Annotated in this window: 17 protein-coding genes and 1 riboswitch; of the genes, 3 read left to right on the forward strand and 14 right to left on the reverse strand. The window is 42.3% G+C overall.

Going from position 1 to position 18928, the window contains the following annotated elements:
* Positions 1 to 24: 24 nt before the first annotated feature.
* A riboswitch (purine riboswitch) is annotated at positions 25 to 122 on the reverse strand.
* An 82-nt stretch (positions 123 to 204) separates the two neighbouring features.
* From IGI77_RS10300 to IGI77_RS10315, 4 genes are read right to left on the reverse strand one after another with little or no spacing between them, the layout of a single operon-like run.
* Positions 205 to 882 (reverse strand): hypothetical protein, encoded by a 678-nt coding sequence (locus tag IGI77_RS10300; RefSeq protein WP_010749577.1) that lies wholly within the window; start codon positions 880 to 882, stop codon positions 205 to 207.
* A gap of 20 nt (positions 883 to 902) precedes the next feature.
* On the reverse strand, positions 903 to 1508 hold the full coding sequence (locus IGI77_RS10305; protein WP_005229997.1) for a glycoside hydrolase family 73 protein: 606 nt from the start codon (positions 1506 to 1508) through the stop codon (positions 903 to 905).
* Entirely contained in the window at positions 1505 to 2515 is a 1011-nt protein-coding gene (locus tag IGI77_RS10310) for a M15 family metallopeptidase (protein WP_438770531.1), read from the reverse strand. Before IGI77_RS10310 ends, IGI77_RS10305 begins: the two co-directional genes overlap by 4 nt.
* Before the next feature lie 32 nt (positions 2516 to 2547).
* Positions 2548 to 3051, reverse strand: coding sequence for a hypothetical protein (locus IGI77_RS10315; protein ID WP_005229993.1), 504 nt, complete (start codon positions 3049 to 3051; stop codon positions 2548 to 2550).
* A 123-nt stretch (positions 3052 to 3174) separates the two neighbouring features.
* Here IGI77_RS10315 and IGI77_RS10320 point away from each other — a divergent pair, with 123 nt between their 5' ends.
* Positions 3175 to 4131 carry a Gfo/Idh/MocA family protein gene (locus IGI77_RS10320; protein WP_438769974.1) on the forward strand — a complete coding sequence of 319 codons (957 nt, stop codon included), beginning with the start codon at positions 3175 to 3177 and terminating at the stop codon, positions 4129 to 4131.
* Positions 4132 to 4817: 686 nt separating this feature from the next.
* Here IGI77_RS10320 and IGI77_RS10325 read toward each other — a convergent pair.
* From IGI77_RS10325 to IGI77_RS10335, 3 genes are all read right to left on the reverse strand, one after another.
* Positions 4818 to 5624 (reverse strand): alpha/beta fold hydrolase, encoded by an 807-nt coding sequence (locus tag IGI77_RS10325; RefSeq protein ID WP_225001090.1) that lies wholly within the window; start codon positions 5622 to 5624, stop codon positions 4818 to 4820.
* 15 nt (positions 5625 to 5639) lie between these two features.
* Positions 5640 to 6272, reverse strand: coding sequence for a TetR/AcrR family transcriptional regulator (locus IGI77_RS10330; protein WP_438769976.1), 633 nt, complete (start codon positions 6270 to 6272; stop codon positions 5640 to 5642).
* A 944-nt stretch (positions 6273 to 7216) separates the two neighbouring features.
* On the reverse strand, positions 7217 to 8179 hold the full coding sequence (locus IGI77_RS10335; protein WP_118215146.1) for an aromatic acid exporter family protein: 963 nt from the start codon (positions 8177 to 8179) through the stop codon (positions 7217 to 7219).
* A gap of 98 nt (positions 8180 to 8277) precedes the next feature.
* On the opposite strand from IGI77_RS10335, the gene IGI77_RS10340 reads away from it, so the two are divergent.
* Positions 8278 to 8877, forward strand: coding sequence for an FUSC family protein (locus IGI77_RS10340; protein WP_005231932.1), 600 nt, complete (start codon positions 8278 to 8280; stop codon positions 8875 to 8877).
* A 44-nt stretch (positions 8878 to 8921) separates the two neighbouring features.
* On the opposite strand, the gene IGI77_RS10345 is transcribed toward IGI77_RS10340, so the two are convergent.
* The 5 genes from IGI77_RS10345 to IGI77_RS10365 all read right to left on the reverse strand — a co-directional run bounded on the left by IGI77_RS10345 (position 8922) and on the right by IGI77_RS10365 (position 16263).
* On the reverse strand, positions 8922 to 12344 hold the full coding sequence (locus tag IGI77_RS10345; RefSeq protein WP_438769977.1) for an FtsX-like permease family protein: 3423 nt from the start codon (positions 12342 to 12344) through the stop codon (positions 8922 to 8924).
* Positions 12345 to 13046 (reverse strand): ABC transporter ATP-binding protein, encoded by a 702-nt coding sequence (locus IGI77_RS10350; protein ID WP_015509898.1) that lies wholly within the window; start codon positions 13044 to 13046, stop codon positions 12345 to 12347.
* A gap of 195 nt (positions 13047 to 13241) precedes the next feature.
* Complete coding sequence (locus tag IGI77_RS10355) at positions 13242 to 14081, reverse strand: SDR family oxidoreductase (protein WP_115232458.1); 840 nt, start codon at positions 14079 to 14081, stop codon at positions 13242 to 13244.
* Positions 14082 to 14203: 122 nt separating this feature from the next.
* Positions 14204 to 15349, reverse strand: a complete 1146-nt coding sequence (gene nagA, locus IGI77_RS10360; RefSeq protein ID WP_087627626.1) for an N-acetylglucosamine-6-phosphate deacetylase — start codon at positions 15347 to 15349, stop codon at positions 14204 to 14206.
* 68 nt (positions 15350 to 15417) lie between these two features.
* Positions 15418 to 16263: a helix-turn-helix domain-containing protein gene (locus tag IGI77_RS10365; RefSeq protein WP_151195061.1), complete on the reverse strand. Its 846-nt coding sequence runs from the start codon at positions 16261 to 16263 to the stop codon at positions 15418 to 15420.
* Positions 16264 to 16422: 159 nt separating this feature from the next.
* Here IGI77_RS10365 and IGI77_RS10370 point away from each other — a divergent pair, with 159 nt between their 5' ends.
* Positions 16423 to 16602, forward strand: a complete 180-nt coding sequence (locus IGI77_RS10370; protein ID WP_005229977.1) for a hypothetical protein — start codon at positions 16423 to 16425, stop codon at positions 16600 to 16602.
* Between the two features lie 55 nt (positions 16603 to 16657).
* Here the strand turns inward: IGI77_RS10370 and IGI77_RS10375 are convergent, their stop codons facing one another.
* Complete coding sequence (locus IGI77_RS10375) at positions 16658 to 17875, reverse strand: pyridoxal phosphate-dependent aminotransferase (protein WP_005229975.1); 1218 nt, start codon at positions 17873 to 17875, stop codon at positions 16658 to 16660.
* 167 nt (positions 17876 to 18042) lie between these two features.
* The gene (locus tag IGI77_RS10380; RefSeq protein ID WP_438769978.1) at positions 18043 to 18918 is read right to left on the reverse strand and encodes an ABC transporter ATP-binding protein; all 876 of its coding nucleotides are present in this window, start codon (positions 18916 to 18918) and stop codon (positions 18043 to 18045) included.
* Positions 18919 to 18928 lie beyond the last annotated feature (10 nt).

Raw genomic sequence — 18928 nt, forward strand, 5'->3', positions numbered from 1 at the left:
TTGCCAAAGCAAAAAAAGTGTCTAACAGGCACGATTTTTACTTATAGTCCGATATTTACGGTATCGGGTAGAGACTGTCGACCATATTTCGACGATATACAAGTAATTTTTAAATGATAGATTCGATTATGCCTGTCTTTGATTAAAAACACAAGCATGGAATGCCCTTTATAAATAAAAATATTCTCATTTGTGGATCATTTCCTACTCTGGCTTCTCCATATCGCGATAGTGTTCCATCTTTTTACTGAAAAGCTCCCCATTGGACGGCGGCGTGTAGGTGATGGCATTAGCGCCTGCTTCAATCGTTTCTAAGATGCTTTCATCGGTTGGTCCACCGGTTGCGATGATCGGCAGCTTCGGATATTTTTTACGGAAGAAAGCCACGGTATCTGCTGTGTCCTTGCCCGCACTGATATTGATGACTTTCACACCAGCTTCAAGCTTGGCATCAATTTCGGTATACTTACTCGTTACGGTACTGATAACGGGAATATCTACAACTTTACAGACCTGCTCCACAGTTTTCAGTGGCGTTGGTCCGTTTAAGACGACCCCGATCGACCCTTGGGCTTCAGCAAACATGCTCATATAAGACGAGCGAAATCCTTGGGTCAAGCCCCCGCCGACACCAGAAAACACTGGAATGTCCGCTGCTTCGATGATTGCTTTCGTAATTGCTGGGTGTGGTGTAAAGGGATAGACCGCAATCACAGCATCCGCATTTGTATTACGGATGATCGCAATATCCGTTGTGAAAATAATGGAGCGGATTTGTTTTCCAAATATTTGAATACCGCTAGCCTCTCGAATAACTTTAGGCACTTTCACGATATCTTTACGCAAATCGGTGGTGATTTTTGGCATATATTTTTCTTCCATAAGCAGCCAACTCTCTTTTCTTATTGATCAAATCGATTCAATTGGTAGGTTTCAATTACTTGAATGATTTTGCTGGCATAATCCGGATCCGTTGCATACCCTGCATCTTGTAATGCTTGTGCGGCACTGCGGTAGTCGTTTGCTGTCAAGACATTTACATAAAGTGCAGGATTCCAATCCACACCATTTACAAACAACATCGTATGATCATCCATTGATTCTTCCCAAGTATCATAGACACGAAAATCTCCTTGAATCGTGACCCATTCTCCATTATAAAACTCTTGGGTATCTAATGTCACCTTTTTTGAATGGCCAAACGACTTAATTCCAAATAAATTATTGTATTCACTGGCTAGAGAACTTTGACCCCAATCTGATTCAAGGATTGCCTGTCCAATAATGATACTTGGTAAAATCCCGTAGCCCTTTTGCAGTTCTTGTGCGTAAGGAGCGATGCGATCAATAAATTCTTCATGGGAGATGGCTTCCGTGTTTGTTTCTTCCTCTTTTGGAAGGGGGTCTGCCAAACTATTTAAGGAAAAAATAAAAGCAATCCCAATCAAGAATAACCCTAGAAAGACTAATGGGAAACGAGTCTTCTGTTTTTTTCGTCTTGCGCTCATTTTTTCACTTCCTTTGTCTGACTAAACACATTTTCAGAAAACAAATTGCCTCCATTCAGCAACAACTCATCTTGTGTAAGCTCACTGCTTTCCTGACTTTTAGCAAGAGACCCCTCATAGATCCAGTCCTCTGCCAAAGGATCTTCCCATTCGTGAGAGGACAGTTCTGCTTCTTTTCGAGCGATGTGTTCTTTTGCTTCTTCCAGAAACTCTTCAAAGGTCAACTCCTGCTCCTCAATGTAGGTTGCCACTTCGACCCCTACATATCGTAGATGCCAAGGCTCATAATCGATTTGCGTAATAGCATGTTTTCCTTTCGGGTAACGGATGATAAACCCATACTCCCTTGCATGAGCTTGTAGCCATTTTCCACCCTCAGTATCACCGAACCCCTCATTGAGCAGTTCTCCTGTATGATTTTGATACCAATCCTGATCCACAACATCAACAGCAAGCCCAGTATGGTGTTCGCTATAGCCAGGCTCAGTAAAGGTCAGTTTCGTGATCCGAATTGCTTCTTCTTTTGTATGACCTTGACTCATCAGGGTGTTGACATTGGCATTGAATATCTCCTCTTGATACGCGACTGAACGGTAGGCAGAGACCATCACCAAAGGATGTCCTGCAGCTTTTGCGGCATCTGCCAGCTTTTCATAAGCTGAAACGATGCGTTGATCGACGAGATAGCCATTCGACAATTTCCCTAAATCTTTTTGGGCAATTTCGCTTTTGATTTTATTGTTTGGGCCTACCAAAACCAATGACCAATCATCCAATGAGACAGTTGGAAAATCCTCTTCGTTCACTTCAGCACTAGCACTTGCTTGTTCTTGTGACTCTTGCGTGTTCCCATTTGGCTCTTTTTCATTTGTTTCTGTTGTTTCACCCGTTGATGCTTGATCTGTTGAACGAGCGATACTTGCACTCTTTGTTGGGGTGACTGCGGTCACTCGGTTCACTTGAATGGTTAAAAGAACCAGAAACAAGAAGCCCGCCGCCGCAGCCATTCCATAATACTTTTTCAAAAAATATCCTACCTTTAGTTGTAAGTTTCTTCCAGATTTTCTTTGACCCACTCCAACAGTTCGATTTTTTCATTGCGAATTTGCTGCTGAACAAAAGCGGGCAATCGGAAGTTTAGTATATCATCATAACCCCACTCATCATACGTAATACTGACTCTCAAATCAAGGTATTGGGCTGTTTCTTCAGATTCTGTTAACAATTCGACTTTCGCTAAATCGCTTGCTAACCACGTTCTGGCGATTTGAGTCTTCATTTTTTTGAACTCGACGACCGCTTGATTGCGTTTTTCTGGATAAATGACGGTTTGCCGAATGATTTTTTGGATCAACATCCATTCATAATCTGAAAACAGCAGCTTCACTTTCTGATTTTCAGCAGGTGACAGACTCATTGTGCCATTTTTCCATGCCTCCCATTGCTCCTCGGTGATGCCTAATTGTGTTTCATAAAACTGTTTTTCTGATGCGTATTGCTCGATGATGGTATTTAAAATAATTGCAATTGATACATTATGCATATGTTATCCCTCCTCTTCTATATTTTACTGAAAGTCAGCCGTAATGGAAACTTTTTGCGATTGTTTTTGATTATTTTAAAGAATTGATTTCTTTTGTTATACTAAATACGAAGGAGATGATCAATGATGAAAAAATACCGTTGGGGAATGATTGGCCTCGGAGATATCGCAACGCAATTTGCTGCTGGCTTTTCTAATGAAGCAAGTGAACTATCTGGGGTCAGTGCCCGGAGTTTCCCTAAAGTCCAAGCATTTGCTGAGAAACACTCTATTCCCCATGCCTATGAAAGCACAGATGCCATGTTAGAAGATCCGCAAATCGATATTGTTTATATTGCAGTACCTAATGATCTTCATCATGAATTTATTATGAAAGCTCTGATGGCAGGAAAACATGTCCTCTGCGAAAAAGCCATCACCACCAGTGCCGATGAGCTAGCGGAAGAACTAGCCTTAGCCAAAGAAAAAAATCTAATCTTAGAAGAAGCAATGACGATTTTCAATATGCCGGTTTATGCTCGGTTGAAAGAAGAGATCGATGCCGGACGCTTAGGAAAATTAAAAATGATCCAAGCACCATTTGGCAGCTACAAAGATCCAGACCCAAGCAATCGTTTCTTCAATCCAGATTTAGGCGGCGGTGCTTTATTGGATATCGGTACGTATGCTGTTTCATTTGCCCGCTTTTTCATGACGGATACACCAGAAGTGACGTTTAGCAGCATGAAGCCCTTCTCTACAGGTGTGGATGAACAATCAGTCACGATCCTACAAAATCCAGCCGATGAAATGGCTAGTGTCACGCTGACTTTTCAAGCGAAAATGCCTAAAACCGGTATCGTCGCTTTCGAAGAAGGATACATTACCGTAGACGAATACCCTCGTGCGGACAAAGCCGTGATCCATTTCCGAGATGGAACAAATGAAGTGATTGAAGCTGGCGACAGCAGTCAAGCCCTTAATTATGAAATTGCCAATATGATCAAAGCCATCGATGGCGAGATCGAAGGATCGATCCATTTGACCACCGATGTCATTGACGTTCTTGATCAAATGCAAGCTTTTTGGGAACAGCAGTAAAATGAAAAAGACTCCTTTACGCTGATGCCAGATATAACAGGAATCAAAACACATAATACCTAATCATTCACCAATAGGATTGTCAAAAGAAAAGGTAGCAACGGAAGCGAAATTCCGTTGCTACCTTTTTTCTGTTCCAAACCACCACAGTTTTGGCGAAAATTCACGCAGAAGAAAATACGGTCAGAAGAAGATTTAACACTACCTATAGGCTGTAAAAAAGCTGATAATAGCACCAATTCTTTAAATCGTAACTGCCCATTACTTTACACCGTAACTGTGGAAGATTACCGTGTGTACGATCTTAAAGTGACTTCGGCAATTTTCCTGTCCATTTTAAGTAAGATTTGAGAAGGTTAACTATTCCGATGGTGTTCAGTTAGCTGGCTTTGCGTGTCAGCTAGTTCTTTATTTTGCACGCCAATTTTGAAATCAAAGACAGTAAAGATTTTTAGCAGGTGTATGCTGATGTGGACCTTTGTGCCTACGTCATCTGATCTAGGCAGTTGGGAAAAAGGTATTTCTTTTCCAAAGTCGGAACCGTTCACTGTAGGCAGCTAACGCGGTAAAATGTAGCGTTCGAATTGCATATATATAGCTATTTTACAGTGCGTTCGCGGCTATTGTTTGAATTTAGCATAAAGACAATTCCTGCTTTTACTAATCTGCATATGTGAGGCTTCGAACTAACTTAAAAGAAAATCTTTAACATGTTTATTGAAATCTTTGCCTTCTTCATAGCTCGCGTGTCCCAGCCCTTTATAGAGAAGCAAACGACCGTTTGGGATTTTATCAGCCATCTCCGCTGAAGAATTTGATCCAACTATTTTATCGCTATCACCGCCAATTATGAAGGTAGGACAAATTATGTTTTCAAGTTTACTGAAAGTATCGTGTGCCAATACAGCTTTTGCCTGAAGTATGAACCTCTCAAAGCTTTTCGGCTTTCCAACTCTACATAGAAGTGGATACATCAGCCGATATGTTTTCAGTTTTTGGGATGAGTATGTTTTCTCCATTGTATCAATCATCAGTGATTTATAATCATTATTTTCCGCGTAATTCAACCATTCATTGACAGCTTGATGAAGAGTTTCGTTTGCACGGGAAGTGGTAACAGCAAGAATAAGCTTTTTTACCATCATAGGATAGTCGATAGCAAAGTGCTGGGCTATCATACCACCCTGTGATATACCCATTAGGCAAGCACTTTTTATTCCAAGTTGGTCAAGTGCTGCTTTAAGGTCTTTTGCCATCTCCCTGGTGGTGTACCCATTTTCAATATTTGTTTTTCTACTAAACACATACACCTTAAAATCGTTCAAAAAAGCCCTAAAGTAATACGCCAATTTGATTGCTTGCCCCTCTACAGTTTTTAATCCATCTGATAACCCAGGCAAAATTATCAATGGAGATTTCCCCAGTCCAAATTCTACATAATCCATTTTTGATCCATTGATAGTTACTGAACTTCCTTTGGCACCATAAAACAAGATCTTCAACTCCTTCTAGTCTATAATCCCCTTTTTAAGTATATCTATATAGTCGGTAAGGTGGGTTACATACTCATTCCTAATTTGGTTAATTTCGGATTTATTTCCGTTTTGCACTTCTATTCTTTCGATAAAGTCGGCATTAAAACCTTGTAAAAACCATTTAAGCAAATCAAGAACTTTTCTTTTATCCCAATTCAACGATTTCGTATCAACGTTTTCTAATACGCTATAATAAACATTCTGACCAGCATAATTAAATCTTGCTTCAACCTTTCGATAAATTTCTGTATCATTTTTGCTAAATGCTTTGATAATAAGCTTATATTTTTCTGAGTTTTGGATATACCATAAAAATTCCAATTCCGAGTATTGAATTATACGCTCAAACAAGTTAGTTGAAAGGGTGCCTAATTTTTGATATAGGTTTGCGTTCAGCTCACCTGTGACAAAATCAAGCAAATAAAAATACAAATCTTCTTTGTTTTCAAAGTATTTAAACAAACTTCCTTTACTAATTTCAGAGGCCTTTACAATACGGTTGGTGGAACTATCTGCATACCCGTATTTTGCAAATTCTGAAATACTAACAGAAATGATTCTTTTCTTTTTATCTTCATGCAGTTCATGAAACAACTTTTTAGGCATAAGGTCCTCCGTTCAGTGACCACATGGTCATTTGTTTTCGAAATTTCAGTGACCACGTGGTCACTAAAAAAATTATACCATACGAAACTCCCGCCATCAATATGTTTATCTGTAAGAGGAACCGATCTTCGGGAGTTATCCTATCTAATTACATGGAATTGGAAGAAGAACATGCAATGGAAGTGGCTATCCAACAACATCAAGTCAACAGTAAAAAATAAAATTTGGCTAGGGGACATTACCTAAATCCCTCTGAAGGAAGAAACGCTTTATGTATCTGTTTTTTTTGATGTCTATAAGAAAAAAAGAGAGCTGATCAATGACGCTCAATTTAGAGGATTTGATCAGGCTCAAATGGAGATATCTAAATAGTTTGAAACTTACTAAACACAAAATTCAACCACTCTGCTCCGAGCTATCAATTTCCTAATGTCTTTGAAAAAAATTCCACTTACTCTCTTAACTAAGTGTCCAGTTTTTATTGACAACTCCAAATTTCTTCAATCCATAAAAGTCAAACTTTTGGGGTGACCACACGATAAAGCTGAACGAAAAATTGTAGCTACTTTTCCAATGGGTGTATGAAAACCATGTGACTAGCTCGCTGACTGAGAAACTTTTCCTACAGCTATCGAATGGGTATGATACTCAACAAAAAGAATGTCTAAAACTGATTACAAGGCTGGAAAAAGAAATAGATCAACAGGAATAACAGACTATACAGGTGAAGGAATTTATCTCTAAGTATAAGCAGTATTCTGAACGGGGCGAATTGATGCCTGCTCTTCTCAACCATGTTGTTAGCAAGATGGTTGTAGAAGCACCGAAAAGAGCAGGTAGATTCTTCGCATTGCTATGCTCTTGTCGGGATATTACCGCCAATGAAGCGCTCAAGTTCTGCTTCCTATATTGGTATATTACAGCTGCCTTTTTGGGAGTCTTTTTTAGCGTGCCATTGTTTGCATTTGATCAGAAAAGTCGGCTTTGATTTCAATAAAACTTTTAAAGGTTTGCAGAAACTGAAACAGCTGAGCGCGATTTTCAAACTCTGCTCTTGTTTGGGGCAATGGCTTTTGTCGATAATCTTCATAAAGCGCAGCAATTTTTGCCAAGATCTCTTTCCCATCGTTATTTTCGTGAAAGGACTCGGCAGTAAAGGATAGCAACTCTTGAAACGCATTAGTATAGGCTTCTTCTACCCAAAACAACTGCAATAAGTCAACCATTTCTAAGAGTAAGCGTGCCTGACTTTGGCGCATGGTAAAGTACTCTTCATAATAGGAGGCTTCTCCTCGCCATTGATTTTCACTATGCACCATTGCTTGTTGTTTGCCTTGCTTGATATCCCCCAAAAGCGTTTGGCAGACCTGGGGAAGCGTCGCCTTTTCTTTTTCAGTTAAGGCAATCGACATGTCTTTTAAAAGACTTTTAAACGATTCTTCCACTAATTGCTGTCTTTCTTTCAATGCTCGTTCGCCATCTGGCATATATAAATTGAACAAAAGTGCAAAGCCAATGCCAATACTCATCAATAAAAAAGCATTCCCAATCAGTGGCCAAGCAAACGAACGTTCCATCATATAATGGGTCACCAAGACAGAATTGACGACGATCCCATCGGTCAAATTGAAATAGACAGCGGTTGGGATAAAGAGAAAGAGAAAAAGAACAAATCCTATCGGCCCAAAGCCTAATAAATGGAAGCTGACAAAAGCTAAGAGCGTTGCGATCGCCAAAGAGATCAAACGCCCGATTCCCGTAAAAAGTGACGTTTTCTTTGTATTACCGACGCTTAAAATGGCGATGATCCCTGCGGCTGGCGCATACAAAAGACCGATCTGTTGTGCCAGAAACATTGATAAACCAGCAGCAATCGCCGTTTTCACGGTCCTCATTCCGATTTTCATTTTTGTCACCTCCTGTGAAAAGTATACTAAATTGTGAGGAATAAGACTAGAATTTCTCAACTGCTTTGGGTATGATTAAGTAAAGGGGGCATTTGACCATGAAACTGGGGCGTTTTCGCTTAGGTATGCGAACGATAAAAACAGCCATCGCTGTCATGCTTTGTATTCTGCTCTTTCATTTTCTTGATCGTGGCCAACCATTGATTGCTGCCTTGTCGGCTGTGTTTTCTTTGCGACAAGACCTGACCACAACGATCTCTTTTGGTAAGTCACGGGTATTAGGAAATACGATCGGTGGTGGTACAGCCATTTTTTACTTTTTGACGAAGCAATATTTTCAAAATGACTTTCTGATCGAATTGTTTGTCTTGCCAGCGCTAGTCATTTTTGTCATCGTTTTTTCAGATGGCATCAATAACAATTCTGGCATTATCTCTGCTATTGCGACGATGCTTTTGATCACTTCCAGTGTCCCTCAAGGGGAATCGATCATCTTCGCCTTAGACCGTGTATTGGACACCTTTATCGGCACGTTAGTTGCCCTATCGATCAATTTCGTCATTCGACCACCTGAGGAAGAGAAAAAGGATGAGATCCAAGAAGATCTGGTGGTGCTGAGGCAAAAAGAGCTTGAACTAAAAGCCATGCTAGAAGAAGTCCAAGGCGAGATTTCCGAACAAGAAAAACAAGAAAAATAAAAACAGCCTTTTTCCAGAATCATTCTGAGAAAAGGCTGTTTTTGTTACTCATTGGCTTTCAGTGCATCGATCATATTGACATGTTTCAGTTTGAAATACATTGCGATCCCTACCACGCTTGAAAATAAGCAGGTCAATCCAGCGGCATACACATAGCTCATTGGTTCGACTGTCGGTGAAAACATGGCGATATCGACTTCGATGGTCTGTAAGACAAATTGATGCTGAAGCACCCCTAATAATAAACCAAATGCAATGCCGAAGATCGTCAGAAAGATATTTTCACGAAAGACGTACATGGTCACTTCTCGATCATAAAAGCCCAATACTTTGATGGTCGACAACTCGCGAATGCGTTCCGCTATATTGATGTTGTTCAAGTTGTACAACACGATAAAGGCTAATGCCCCCGCAGACGAGATCAAGATCCAGATGACGATGTTCAAGGTTGCTGTCGTGTCATCTAAGGCATCCGCTGAAGCTGAGAGGAAGGAAACATTGATGACATTGTCTTGTGCCATCAAATCAGCCGCGATCGCTTCTTCCTCCGATTTCGTCAAACGCTGACTGAATTTCAATAACTCACTGTTGTAAGAAGGGGCGGCCTGAAAGATCTTTTGATACGCATCTGGGGTCAAATAAGCAAAATGCCCTGTGTAGTTTTCTGCGATTGCAGCCACATTCAGTTCAAATGCTTCGCCGCTTTCATTCGTCAACGTTATCGTATCACCCACCGATAATCCAAACAACTTAGCAAGCTTTTCATTGATGATGGCGCCCTCTCCTTCTAGCTCGTAAGCTTCTCCTGAAACCCGATCATTCAAGTGGACAAATCTCGATAAAGCCGCAGGATCTTCTGGCACGGTGACGGTTACTTCTTGCTGCGTGACCCCCGATTGAGCCAACGTCAGACTTTCCGTATGCAAGAATAACCCTGCTTCAAAGCCTTCAATATCTTCTGCGGCGGCTTTTGTTTCACTCATTGCTTCCGAATCCTCATCATCAAAGGTGATCACCGCCTGATACTGCCAGATTTTCTCAAACTGTAAAGGAATGATATTGCTGATAGAATCTCTTAGACCAAATCCAGTCAAGATCATGGAGGTACATCCCGCGATCCCTAAGATGGTCATGAGCATTCTGGACTTGTAGCGAAACAGGTTTCGCATTGTAACTTTTTGAATAAAACTTAAGTGCCGCCATATAACGGTGATTCTTTCTAAGAGAATTCGTTTTCCTGTTTTGGGTGCCTTTGGTCGTAACAATGAAGCCGATGACTGTCTTAAATCAAAACGTAAAACCAACAACGCGATACCGATGGTGCAAAGCAAGCTGACTCCCACAGCAATCAATGAAAGCCGCAAATACCATGGGGTGTCATACTCCGTGAGATTGTAAAGCGGTCCATAAGCTTGAATGATGATTGCTGGAAAAAAGGAAAAGCCGACCGCTAGACCCAATACAGCACCTGTGATGCCTGCTGCAGAGGAATAAAGCAAAAATTTCTGTCCAATCTCCCAGTTACGATAGCCTAATGCTTTCAATGTACCGATCTCACTACGTTTTTCATCGATCATCCGCGTCATGGTGGTTAGACTGACTAACGCTGCAATCAAAAAGAAGATAACTGGGAAAATCGTCGCTAACGAAGAAACCCGTTCCGCATTGTCTTGGTACTCTGAATAACCAGGATTCGCATCGCGGTTCGCGACACGATAAACTGCCGGTTTTAGCTCCAATAATTCCTGCTCTTTTTCAGCAACTTCTTTTTTGGCATCTTCAAGTTTTTCGCGTTCTTTTGGTGCTTTTTCTTTAAATTCGTCAAGCTTTTCTTGAAGGGTTGCTTCGTTTTCTCGATATTCTTGCCAACCAGCAGCTAATAAAGACTGACCCTTGGCTTTTTCAGAAGCTAAGGTCTCACGAGCGTCGCTCAGCTGCGTCTCTCCTTGGGTGATCTGGGTCTGCGCTTGTGCCAATTCTTGGCGCCCAGCTCTGATTTGGCTCCAGCCAGCATTGACTTGCTGTTGTGCCTGCTGAAGTTGCGCTTCTTGGTCATTGATCGCAGCCATTTGCCCAAGTAATTGCGCACGTTGTTGCTCACCTTCGGCAATGAGTGGACGCAATGTATCTTCAGCTGCCGTCAGCATAGTAGCAATCATCGTTTCATCGATTTCCTCCAGATCAGGAATCGGACCAAGGACATCTGTCGGCAGGTTCAACTGTGCCAGAGCGGCGGTTACTTGTGCATAGACGGTAGGCAGCTGGGCCATTTGCTCCTCTGCAGAAAGTTGACCCACACTTCTGATTTGATCCATGCCTTGGTATGCCAGCCCCAGTTGCTCCTCTACCTGCTGGATGCCCTTTTGTAGTTCAGGTCTTTGTGCCAAAACGGGTGCCAACTGAGCTTGGGCTGACTGTACTTGGGCTTCTTGCTGAATCAATGCTTGTTCATTTTGATCTAGCAGGCGTTGATTTTCGATCAATGCCTGTTTCCCCTCAGCTAATTTTTGCGCTTCTCCATTCAATTGCTCTTGGGCAGTTTGAATCTCTGTCTGAAAAGCTGCTTCTTGTTCCGTCAACTCCTGATGCGCCTGCGCCAATTTCTCTGTTGCGTCGTCAAGTTCCGCTTGCGCTTGCTGCAATGCTTCTTCGCCATCACGGATCTGTTCTTTGGCCTCATCAATGGCTGGTTGCGCTTCATCGATCAACTCTTGCCGCCGTCCTTGTGCCCGCGGAGCCAACCGTTCTTCTACTTCATCACTTACTTGATCCCTTTTTGTCTGATATGCTTCTGAATAGCTAGCCACTTGCGATAGCTCATCAAAACGAACTAACAATCTAGCATACGCAGTTTCTTTAAAATCTTCTTCTGGAATTACTGCAAAGTAATCGACCGTCCCATTCCCAACGGTACTATTGCCTCGATGAAAATTCTCAATAAATTCGGGACTATTGACAAAGCCAACGATCGTGTAAGTGTGCGTTTCTAGCTGGTTTTCACCGCTTTCTGGCAGTTCAAAAGTTTCATCTAGTGCAAACCCACCGCTGCTTTGTGCCGCTTGATCCAAAGCAATTTCCCCTGACTTTTGCGGCAATCGACCAGAAGTCACCTGATATTGATTGACTTGCCGCTCCTTCGAAAGGGAAAAGACACGGATCACGGCACGGTGATTTTCGGCATTGATATCGGCGATCTGCTCTGCTTCAACAGACGTGACACCAGGCATTTCTTCAATGATTTCCCGATCGGCAGTCGACAACCCTAAAGTTGACGCAATCGTAAAGTCAGCTAATTTCTGGCGAGCAAAATAATCTTCAGCTGCTTGTTCCATATTCGGACCAGTTGCACTGATCCCCACAAAAAAAGCGACCCCTAAAAAGATAATGCCTAATATGGACAAAAACCGCCCGGGTGCTTGCCTGATTTCACGTAAACTGGAACGTAATAATGTTTTTTTCATAGGCATTTACCAAGAAATAGAGGCAATTGGAATCGGATGAGTATTTTTTTCCATCTTGCGGACCTTTGCATCATTGATATGGATCACGCGATCAGCCATGGGAGCCAATGCGCTGTTATGTGTAATGATCAAAACGGTCGTCCCAGTCTCGCGAGCCGTTTTTTCTAGAATTGCTAGAATCTGTTTCCCCGTTTCATAGTCAAGTGCCCCAGTTGGTTCATCACAAAGCAGCAATTTGGGCTTCTTCGCAATAGCACGAGCGATCGTGACTCGCTGCTGCTCGCCACCAGACAATTGCGCTGGAAAGTGATCCAAGCGATCACCAAGCCCAACTTGAGTCAAGATCTCAGCAGCATCAAGTGCCTCTGGCACGATTTGTGCTGAGAGTTCAACGTTTTCTCTGGCTGTCAAATTAGGGACCAAATTATAAAACTGAAAGACAAAACCGACATCTTTGCGGCGATAGGTCGTCAATTGTTTGGCATCAAAGCCAGCAATATCTGTTCCATCAACGATCACTTTGCCACTATCACATTGATCCATTCCGCCTAATATGTTCAAAACGGTGGACTTACCAGCGCCACTAGGACCAAGGATCAGTGCGATCTCTCCTTTTTCTACGGAAAACGAAACACCATCATTAGCAGCAATGACCGTGTCGCCCATTGTGTATTTCTTCACTTCTTTCACAACTTCGATATAACTCATTATGTTCCTCCAAGAATTCCAGCGCCGCATGCGCTTTCTCGCTTAATAGTGTATCATACTTATTCCTGCGAAAGAAACAGCAAAAAAGCAGCTTATTTTATCAAATTAAAAAATCTGAGACAAAATGATGCTCATTCTGTCCCAGAATCGATTTTACACTTCCATCTCATTTGATTGACAAAGAACAAAAACCAATCATTGTGCTTGGTCGGCAATTCTTCGCTGGGTTTCTTCCCAAAGTTTTTGCGCTTGCTGCCGCTCATCAAGGATCTCCGTCGGCACTGCCTGCCGATCGACAAAGTAGCGCCCGCTAATGCCAGCCACCTCGGGGCTTAGTGCCAAATATATCGCTGTATCAGACCCTTCCTCTGGTGTTTTGAAAAAAGGCGTGAGCATTTTGTAGACAGATTGACCAAATCCTGTTTGTCGGCTGACCCCTAAGCTGGTCGCCACAGCTCCCGGATGCAAGGCATTGGCAGTAACGGTCGTATTGCGCAGTTGAAACGCAAGCGCATCTGTAAATAAAATCAGGGCTTTTTTTGAGCGGCCATATTCCCGCCAAGGCAAAAAATTCGCCACATCGAAAAAGCGCTGATCCTTTTTCTTTACAAATTTGTAAGCACCAGAAGCAACATTAACGATCCTACCAGCATCCGCACGTTTTATTAGCGGCAATAACTGACGGGTCAGTTCAAAATGCCCCACGTAGTTTACGCCCAGCATTTGTTCAAATCCATCGGCTGTTCGCTCTTTTTTTAAATTGACGATGCCCGCATTATTGATCAGTACATCCAATTTCTCAAAGCGGGCATTGATTTCAGCGGCTGACTTGCGTACGCTAGCCAACGACCCCAAATCACCGATCACTAGATCGATGCTTGGATTGCCTGTCTCTTCCTTCAAACGTTGCTGTGCTGCCTGTCCTCGTTCGGCAGAACGGCAATACAAAATCACATGCATCCCCAATTCTGCCAATTGTTTGGCTGTTGCAAAGCCCATGCCAGCGTTGGCACCCGTAACTAAAATCGTCTTCAATTTGCCACCTTCCCCTTCTAAGAATACCGTTTTCTTTCATCATAACTGAAAATAAAAAAATCTGCTCAAAAAACAGATCAAGAGAAGCTCTCTTCTTGTTTCTTGAAGCAGATTGTTTCATTTTATGCTTGGTAACGGCAAACACCATCTAAATAAGTGGCTGCTAAATTCATTTCTTGATCCAAAACAATGAAGTCAGCTGGACGACCTTGTTTGATCATACCGCAAGCGTGGTCGATCTTGCAGCTGATCGCTGGGATCAAGCTGGCCATCATGACCGCTTCTTGAGGAGTAGCAATTCCCCACTCTACAACATTTTTCACGGCTTCTTTTAGTTTCAAGATGCTGCCAGCAAGATTGCCTGTTTCCATTCGAGCCGTGCCATCTTTTACCACTACTGGAAATTCACCTAAAATGTAATCACCGTCTGGCATACCGCCAGCCATCATACAGTCGGTGATCAAGGCCACATGGTCATGACCAGCTTTTTCCATTAAGATCTCAGCTGCTTGAGGATGCACATGGTGGCCATCACAAATCAACTCAGAAAAAACTTCTTTTAATGAAAGTAAGGCGCCGACCATTCCAGGTTCACGATGGTTTAATCCGCGCATTCCGTTGAAGGCATGAACAAAGACACTGGCACCAGCTTCTACTGCTGTTTGCGCTTCTTGTAACGTTCCGTTACTATGCCCTAGTGCAACCACTACGCCTTCTTCCGTCACTTGCGAAACAAATTCCTTCACACCTTCGCGCTCAGGAGCCAAGGCGATTTTCTTGATAATTCCACCAGAAGCTTCTTGCCATTCATGGAAGGTATCAATATCAGGATCACCAAAATAGATCGGATTTTGTGCCCCTTTATGTTCTTCAGTAAAGAACGGTCCTTCAAAGTAGATCCCTTGGATCTTCGCTCCTGTAACTTCGTCTTTGACTTTCCCAACGGTTTCAGCAACATCCCGCAACCGTTCTTTGCTAGATGTTAAAGTTGTCGGTAAGAAAGATGTCACACCACAAGACAAAAGACCTTCTGACATGGCTTTGATGCCTTCTGCATCGTTATCCATCACATCATGGTTCATAAACCCGTGGATATGAGTATCCACAAGACCCGGTGCTACCCATTTGCCTGAATAATCTTCTACGTCTGCACCAGCAGGGACTTCATCGACGATCGCGCCGAATTTTCCCTCCTTGACCTCCAAGTAACCAGGGCCATGAACCGCTGATTTCAGAAAGAATTTGTCTGCGTAAATATATTTATTCATCTTGATCGCTCCTCTATTTCTTTTCTTCCTTAAAAGTACTCTTATTTGCAGCAGAAGTCAAGAAAGGTCTACACCACTTTGTCTGATTGGCGAATATCCATGACGGCACGATACAGTTGAAAACTTTTTTCAGCTGCTTTTTCTTCTTTTAGTCTTTGAAGCAATTGTCCTTTTAGTTCAAACAATTCTTCTAGAAAATATAAGCTATTTTTCTCTCTCGCTAGAGCAATGCCTTCGTTGGTTACTTTTAGCGCGCGACAGTCTTCTTGTTGCTCTTTTAAAAAGACCGCATAGTTGTAATAAATTTTGGTCAGCGTTGTGGACAGTCGCTCTGGCGGCAAGGCATGCATGGCATCGTAGGCTTTTTCTAAGTAAAAACGCGCCTCACCCAGTTGCAGCAAATCACTATAGACACGACCCATGCAGCTCAGGATACGAATTTCCATCACCGAAACATTGGTCTTATCCTGTTGATAGGAATAGGCCAATCCTTTTTTCAGCGCCTCAAGGGCGGCATCATAGTTTTGATCGAGGAAATAATCACAGCTGCCTAGATAGTAGTAATACATTTGCATATCTGAATCCAGATACAGATAATCCTTGATCGCCTTGTCTTCCATTTTTTCCCGCATTTCTTGAAATTGTTTATGGACAAAATGTGATTCGATCTCGGCAAAGATTTGATTGGTTTTGTTGATCTCTTCCGAATGAAGCATCATTACTTGATCTAAGGTGACGCCTAAGCGTTGGCAGATTTGGTACATCACCCAGACATTGGGCAGCTCTTCGTTGTTTTCGATACGACTTAACACACTTTGCGAACAAATATCTTCCGCTAACATCTTCTGGGTCATCTTTCGTTTCAACCGAATTGAACGGATATTTTGACCAAAAGATTCATCTCTTTTTTTCATAATCGTCCTCCAGGGGGAATTCTAAAAAAATCGAACGTTTCTTGTCAAAAATGCGAATTCGCATTTTTAATTTTCTTTATTTTAGCACATAATGACAAAAAGGAAAGCAATTTCAAGAATGTCTTGTTATTTTTCCACAATTTCAAATGAGGTGTTAAGATGACGATCGACAGTACGATCTTTTTTACATGGGAAGGCAAAAAATACCAAGGGATCATCGAACGGGAATATGAAAATTCGGTCCTCGTTCAAGTGACCGATCCTAGTGCTGAAATGCTGGATAAGTTTACCAATCGGATGATTGTCAGCAAAAAAATTTGTCAACCAGTTACCGAATAAAAACATAAGCACCGCTCCCTCACGATCGCTGAAGGAGCGGTGCTTTTTCATGTACTTACTTCTGGCGATACGCTGCCAAGAATTCTGTCATTTTTTCAGCAGTCGTTTTTAAATCTTCCATATTAGGAAGGTAGACGATACGGAAATGATCGGGCTGTTGCCAATTGAACCCACCGCCGTGCACCAACAAAATATGGTGTTCATGTAAAAAGTCGAGAACAAATTGTTCATCATTGGTAATGTTAAAGCGCTGAATATCAATTTTAGGAAAAATATAAAAGGCTGCTTTCGGTTTCACTGCTGACAATCCAGGAATATCATTGATTGCCTTGTAGATAAACTCTCTTTGTTCATAGATTCGACCACCTGGCAGCAGCAGCTCATCGGAGCTTTGATAGCCGCCTAATGCAGTCTGGACGATTTGTTGCGATAAAACATTGGAACACAGCCGCATCGATGACAACATATTCAAGCCTTCGATATAGTCTTTGACATTGGACTTATCCCCGCTGAGAACCATCCAGCCAACGCGGAAGCCTGCCACTCGGTGAGACTTAGACAAACCGCCTAGCGTCACAACGAAGCGATCTGGTGCTAGTGTAGCAATCGGTACATGGACATAATCATCCATGACTAAACGGTCATAGATCTCATCGGAGAAAATGATCAAGTCATGCTCACGAGCAACCTCGACGATTTGTTGCAAAACTTCTTTCGGATAAACGGCGCCAGTGGGATTATTTGGATTAATAATGACGATGGCCTTCGTCTTGCTGGTTACTTTGGCTTTGATATCCTCGATATCAGGATTCCAATCTGCTTGTTCATCACAAATATAATGGACGGGTTTTCCGCCAGCTAATGAGATCGAAGCAGTCCACAAAGGATAGTCTGGCATCGGCACGAGCACTTCGTCCCCATTGTTACATAACCCTTGCATACACATCGTGATCAGCTCGGAAACACCATTACCTGTGTAAATATCATTGATGGTCACATCAGGAAATTTTTGTAATTGATAATATTGCTCGATCGCTTTACGGGCCGAGAAAATCCCTTTTGAATCAGAATAGCCTTCCGACTCTCGCACATTCATGATTAAATCTCTAACGATTTCATTTGGGGCTTCAAAGCCAAAGGGCGCGGGATTCCCAGTATTTAATTTTAAGATACTGATGCCTTCTTCTTGCATCCGATCAGCTTCTTCTAAAACAGGGCCGCGTACATCATAACTGACCCCTTCAAGTTTTGACGACTTTGAAAATTTCTTCATATTCCATTTCTCCTTTAACCATAGGTCAACGTCAGGTTATTGGTTCTCGTCGTTGATCTCTTTTCAGATTGAACCTATTATAGCAAAAAAATTTTAACTGTGGCGAAAATTTTTCACCTCTCGGTCGAGAGGGCTTGCCCTGCGTTCATCCACTGAATTTGGTTCATTCAGGAATTTTCAGGAAAATACTTCAAGTACAATTCATTTAACGCCAAATGCCCCACCGAAAAATCAGTGATTCCTGCTGCGATAAAACGTTGCGGCAGCTGCGGATCGCTGATTTCTACTAGATAGATTCGCCCTTGCAGATCGATAGTCACTGTCGTTAACTCTGGAAAAGCCACCAAGAAATCCGCCGAGTCCGTCTTTACATACAACGGTTCATTGACCAACGACTTGCGGCCAAGGTATTCGTGAATGATCTTACCGTCTTTTAAAAACAAGACCCGATCCGCGTAAGAATCTAAATTCGTCAGAATATGCGAAGCGATCACGATCGCTTTCTTTTGCTCCCGCAAGGCTTTCAACACATTAGAGATCAATTCGACATTTGTCGGATCTAAGCCATTCATCACCTCATCCATCAGCATGTATGGCGTATCTGTCACGATCTGCATCGCAAAACACAGACGTTGCCGCATCCCCAGCGAATAGGTTCCCACTGGGCGTTTGATATAATCGCTCATTCGCAAACGAGCAATCGTTTCTTCCACCACGCGTTCCTCTGAACGCCACATTCGCTGATACAGTTTCAAATGCTCGAGTCCGCTTAAATCATTGTACAAATCATTTTGGTCAGGAAAAAATGAAATTTGTTGATGCGCTGCCACTTCTGATTTTTTGGTCACATATACTTGACTGCCGTTTAAAAATACTGCGCCTTCATTCGGCTGGATGAAATTCATCGCCACATTCAATAGTGTGGATTTCCCAGTGCCGTTAGGGGCGACTAACCCGACGATCTCCCCGGGAGAAAAAGCAACGGAAAGTTGATCCAATACTTTTCTCGTATACGTGACAGTCACATTTTTCAGTTCTAACATATCGTTCCTC

Source organism: Enterococcus sp. DIV0213h (assembly GCF_051711285.1).
Taxonomy (GTDB): Bacteria; Bacillota; Bacilli; order Lactobacillales; family Enterococcaceae; genus Enterococcus_D; species Enterococcus_D casseliflavus.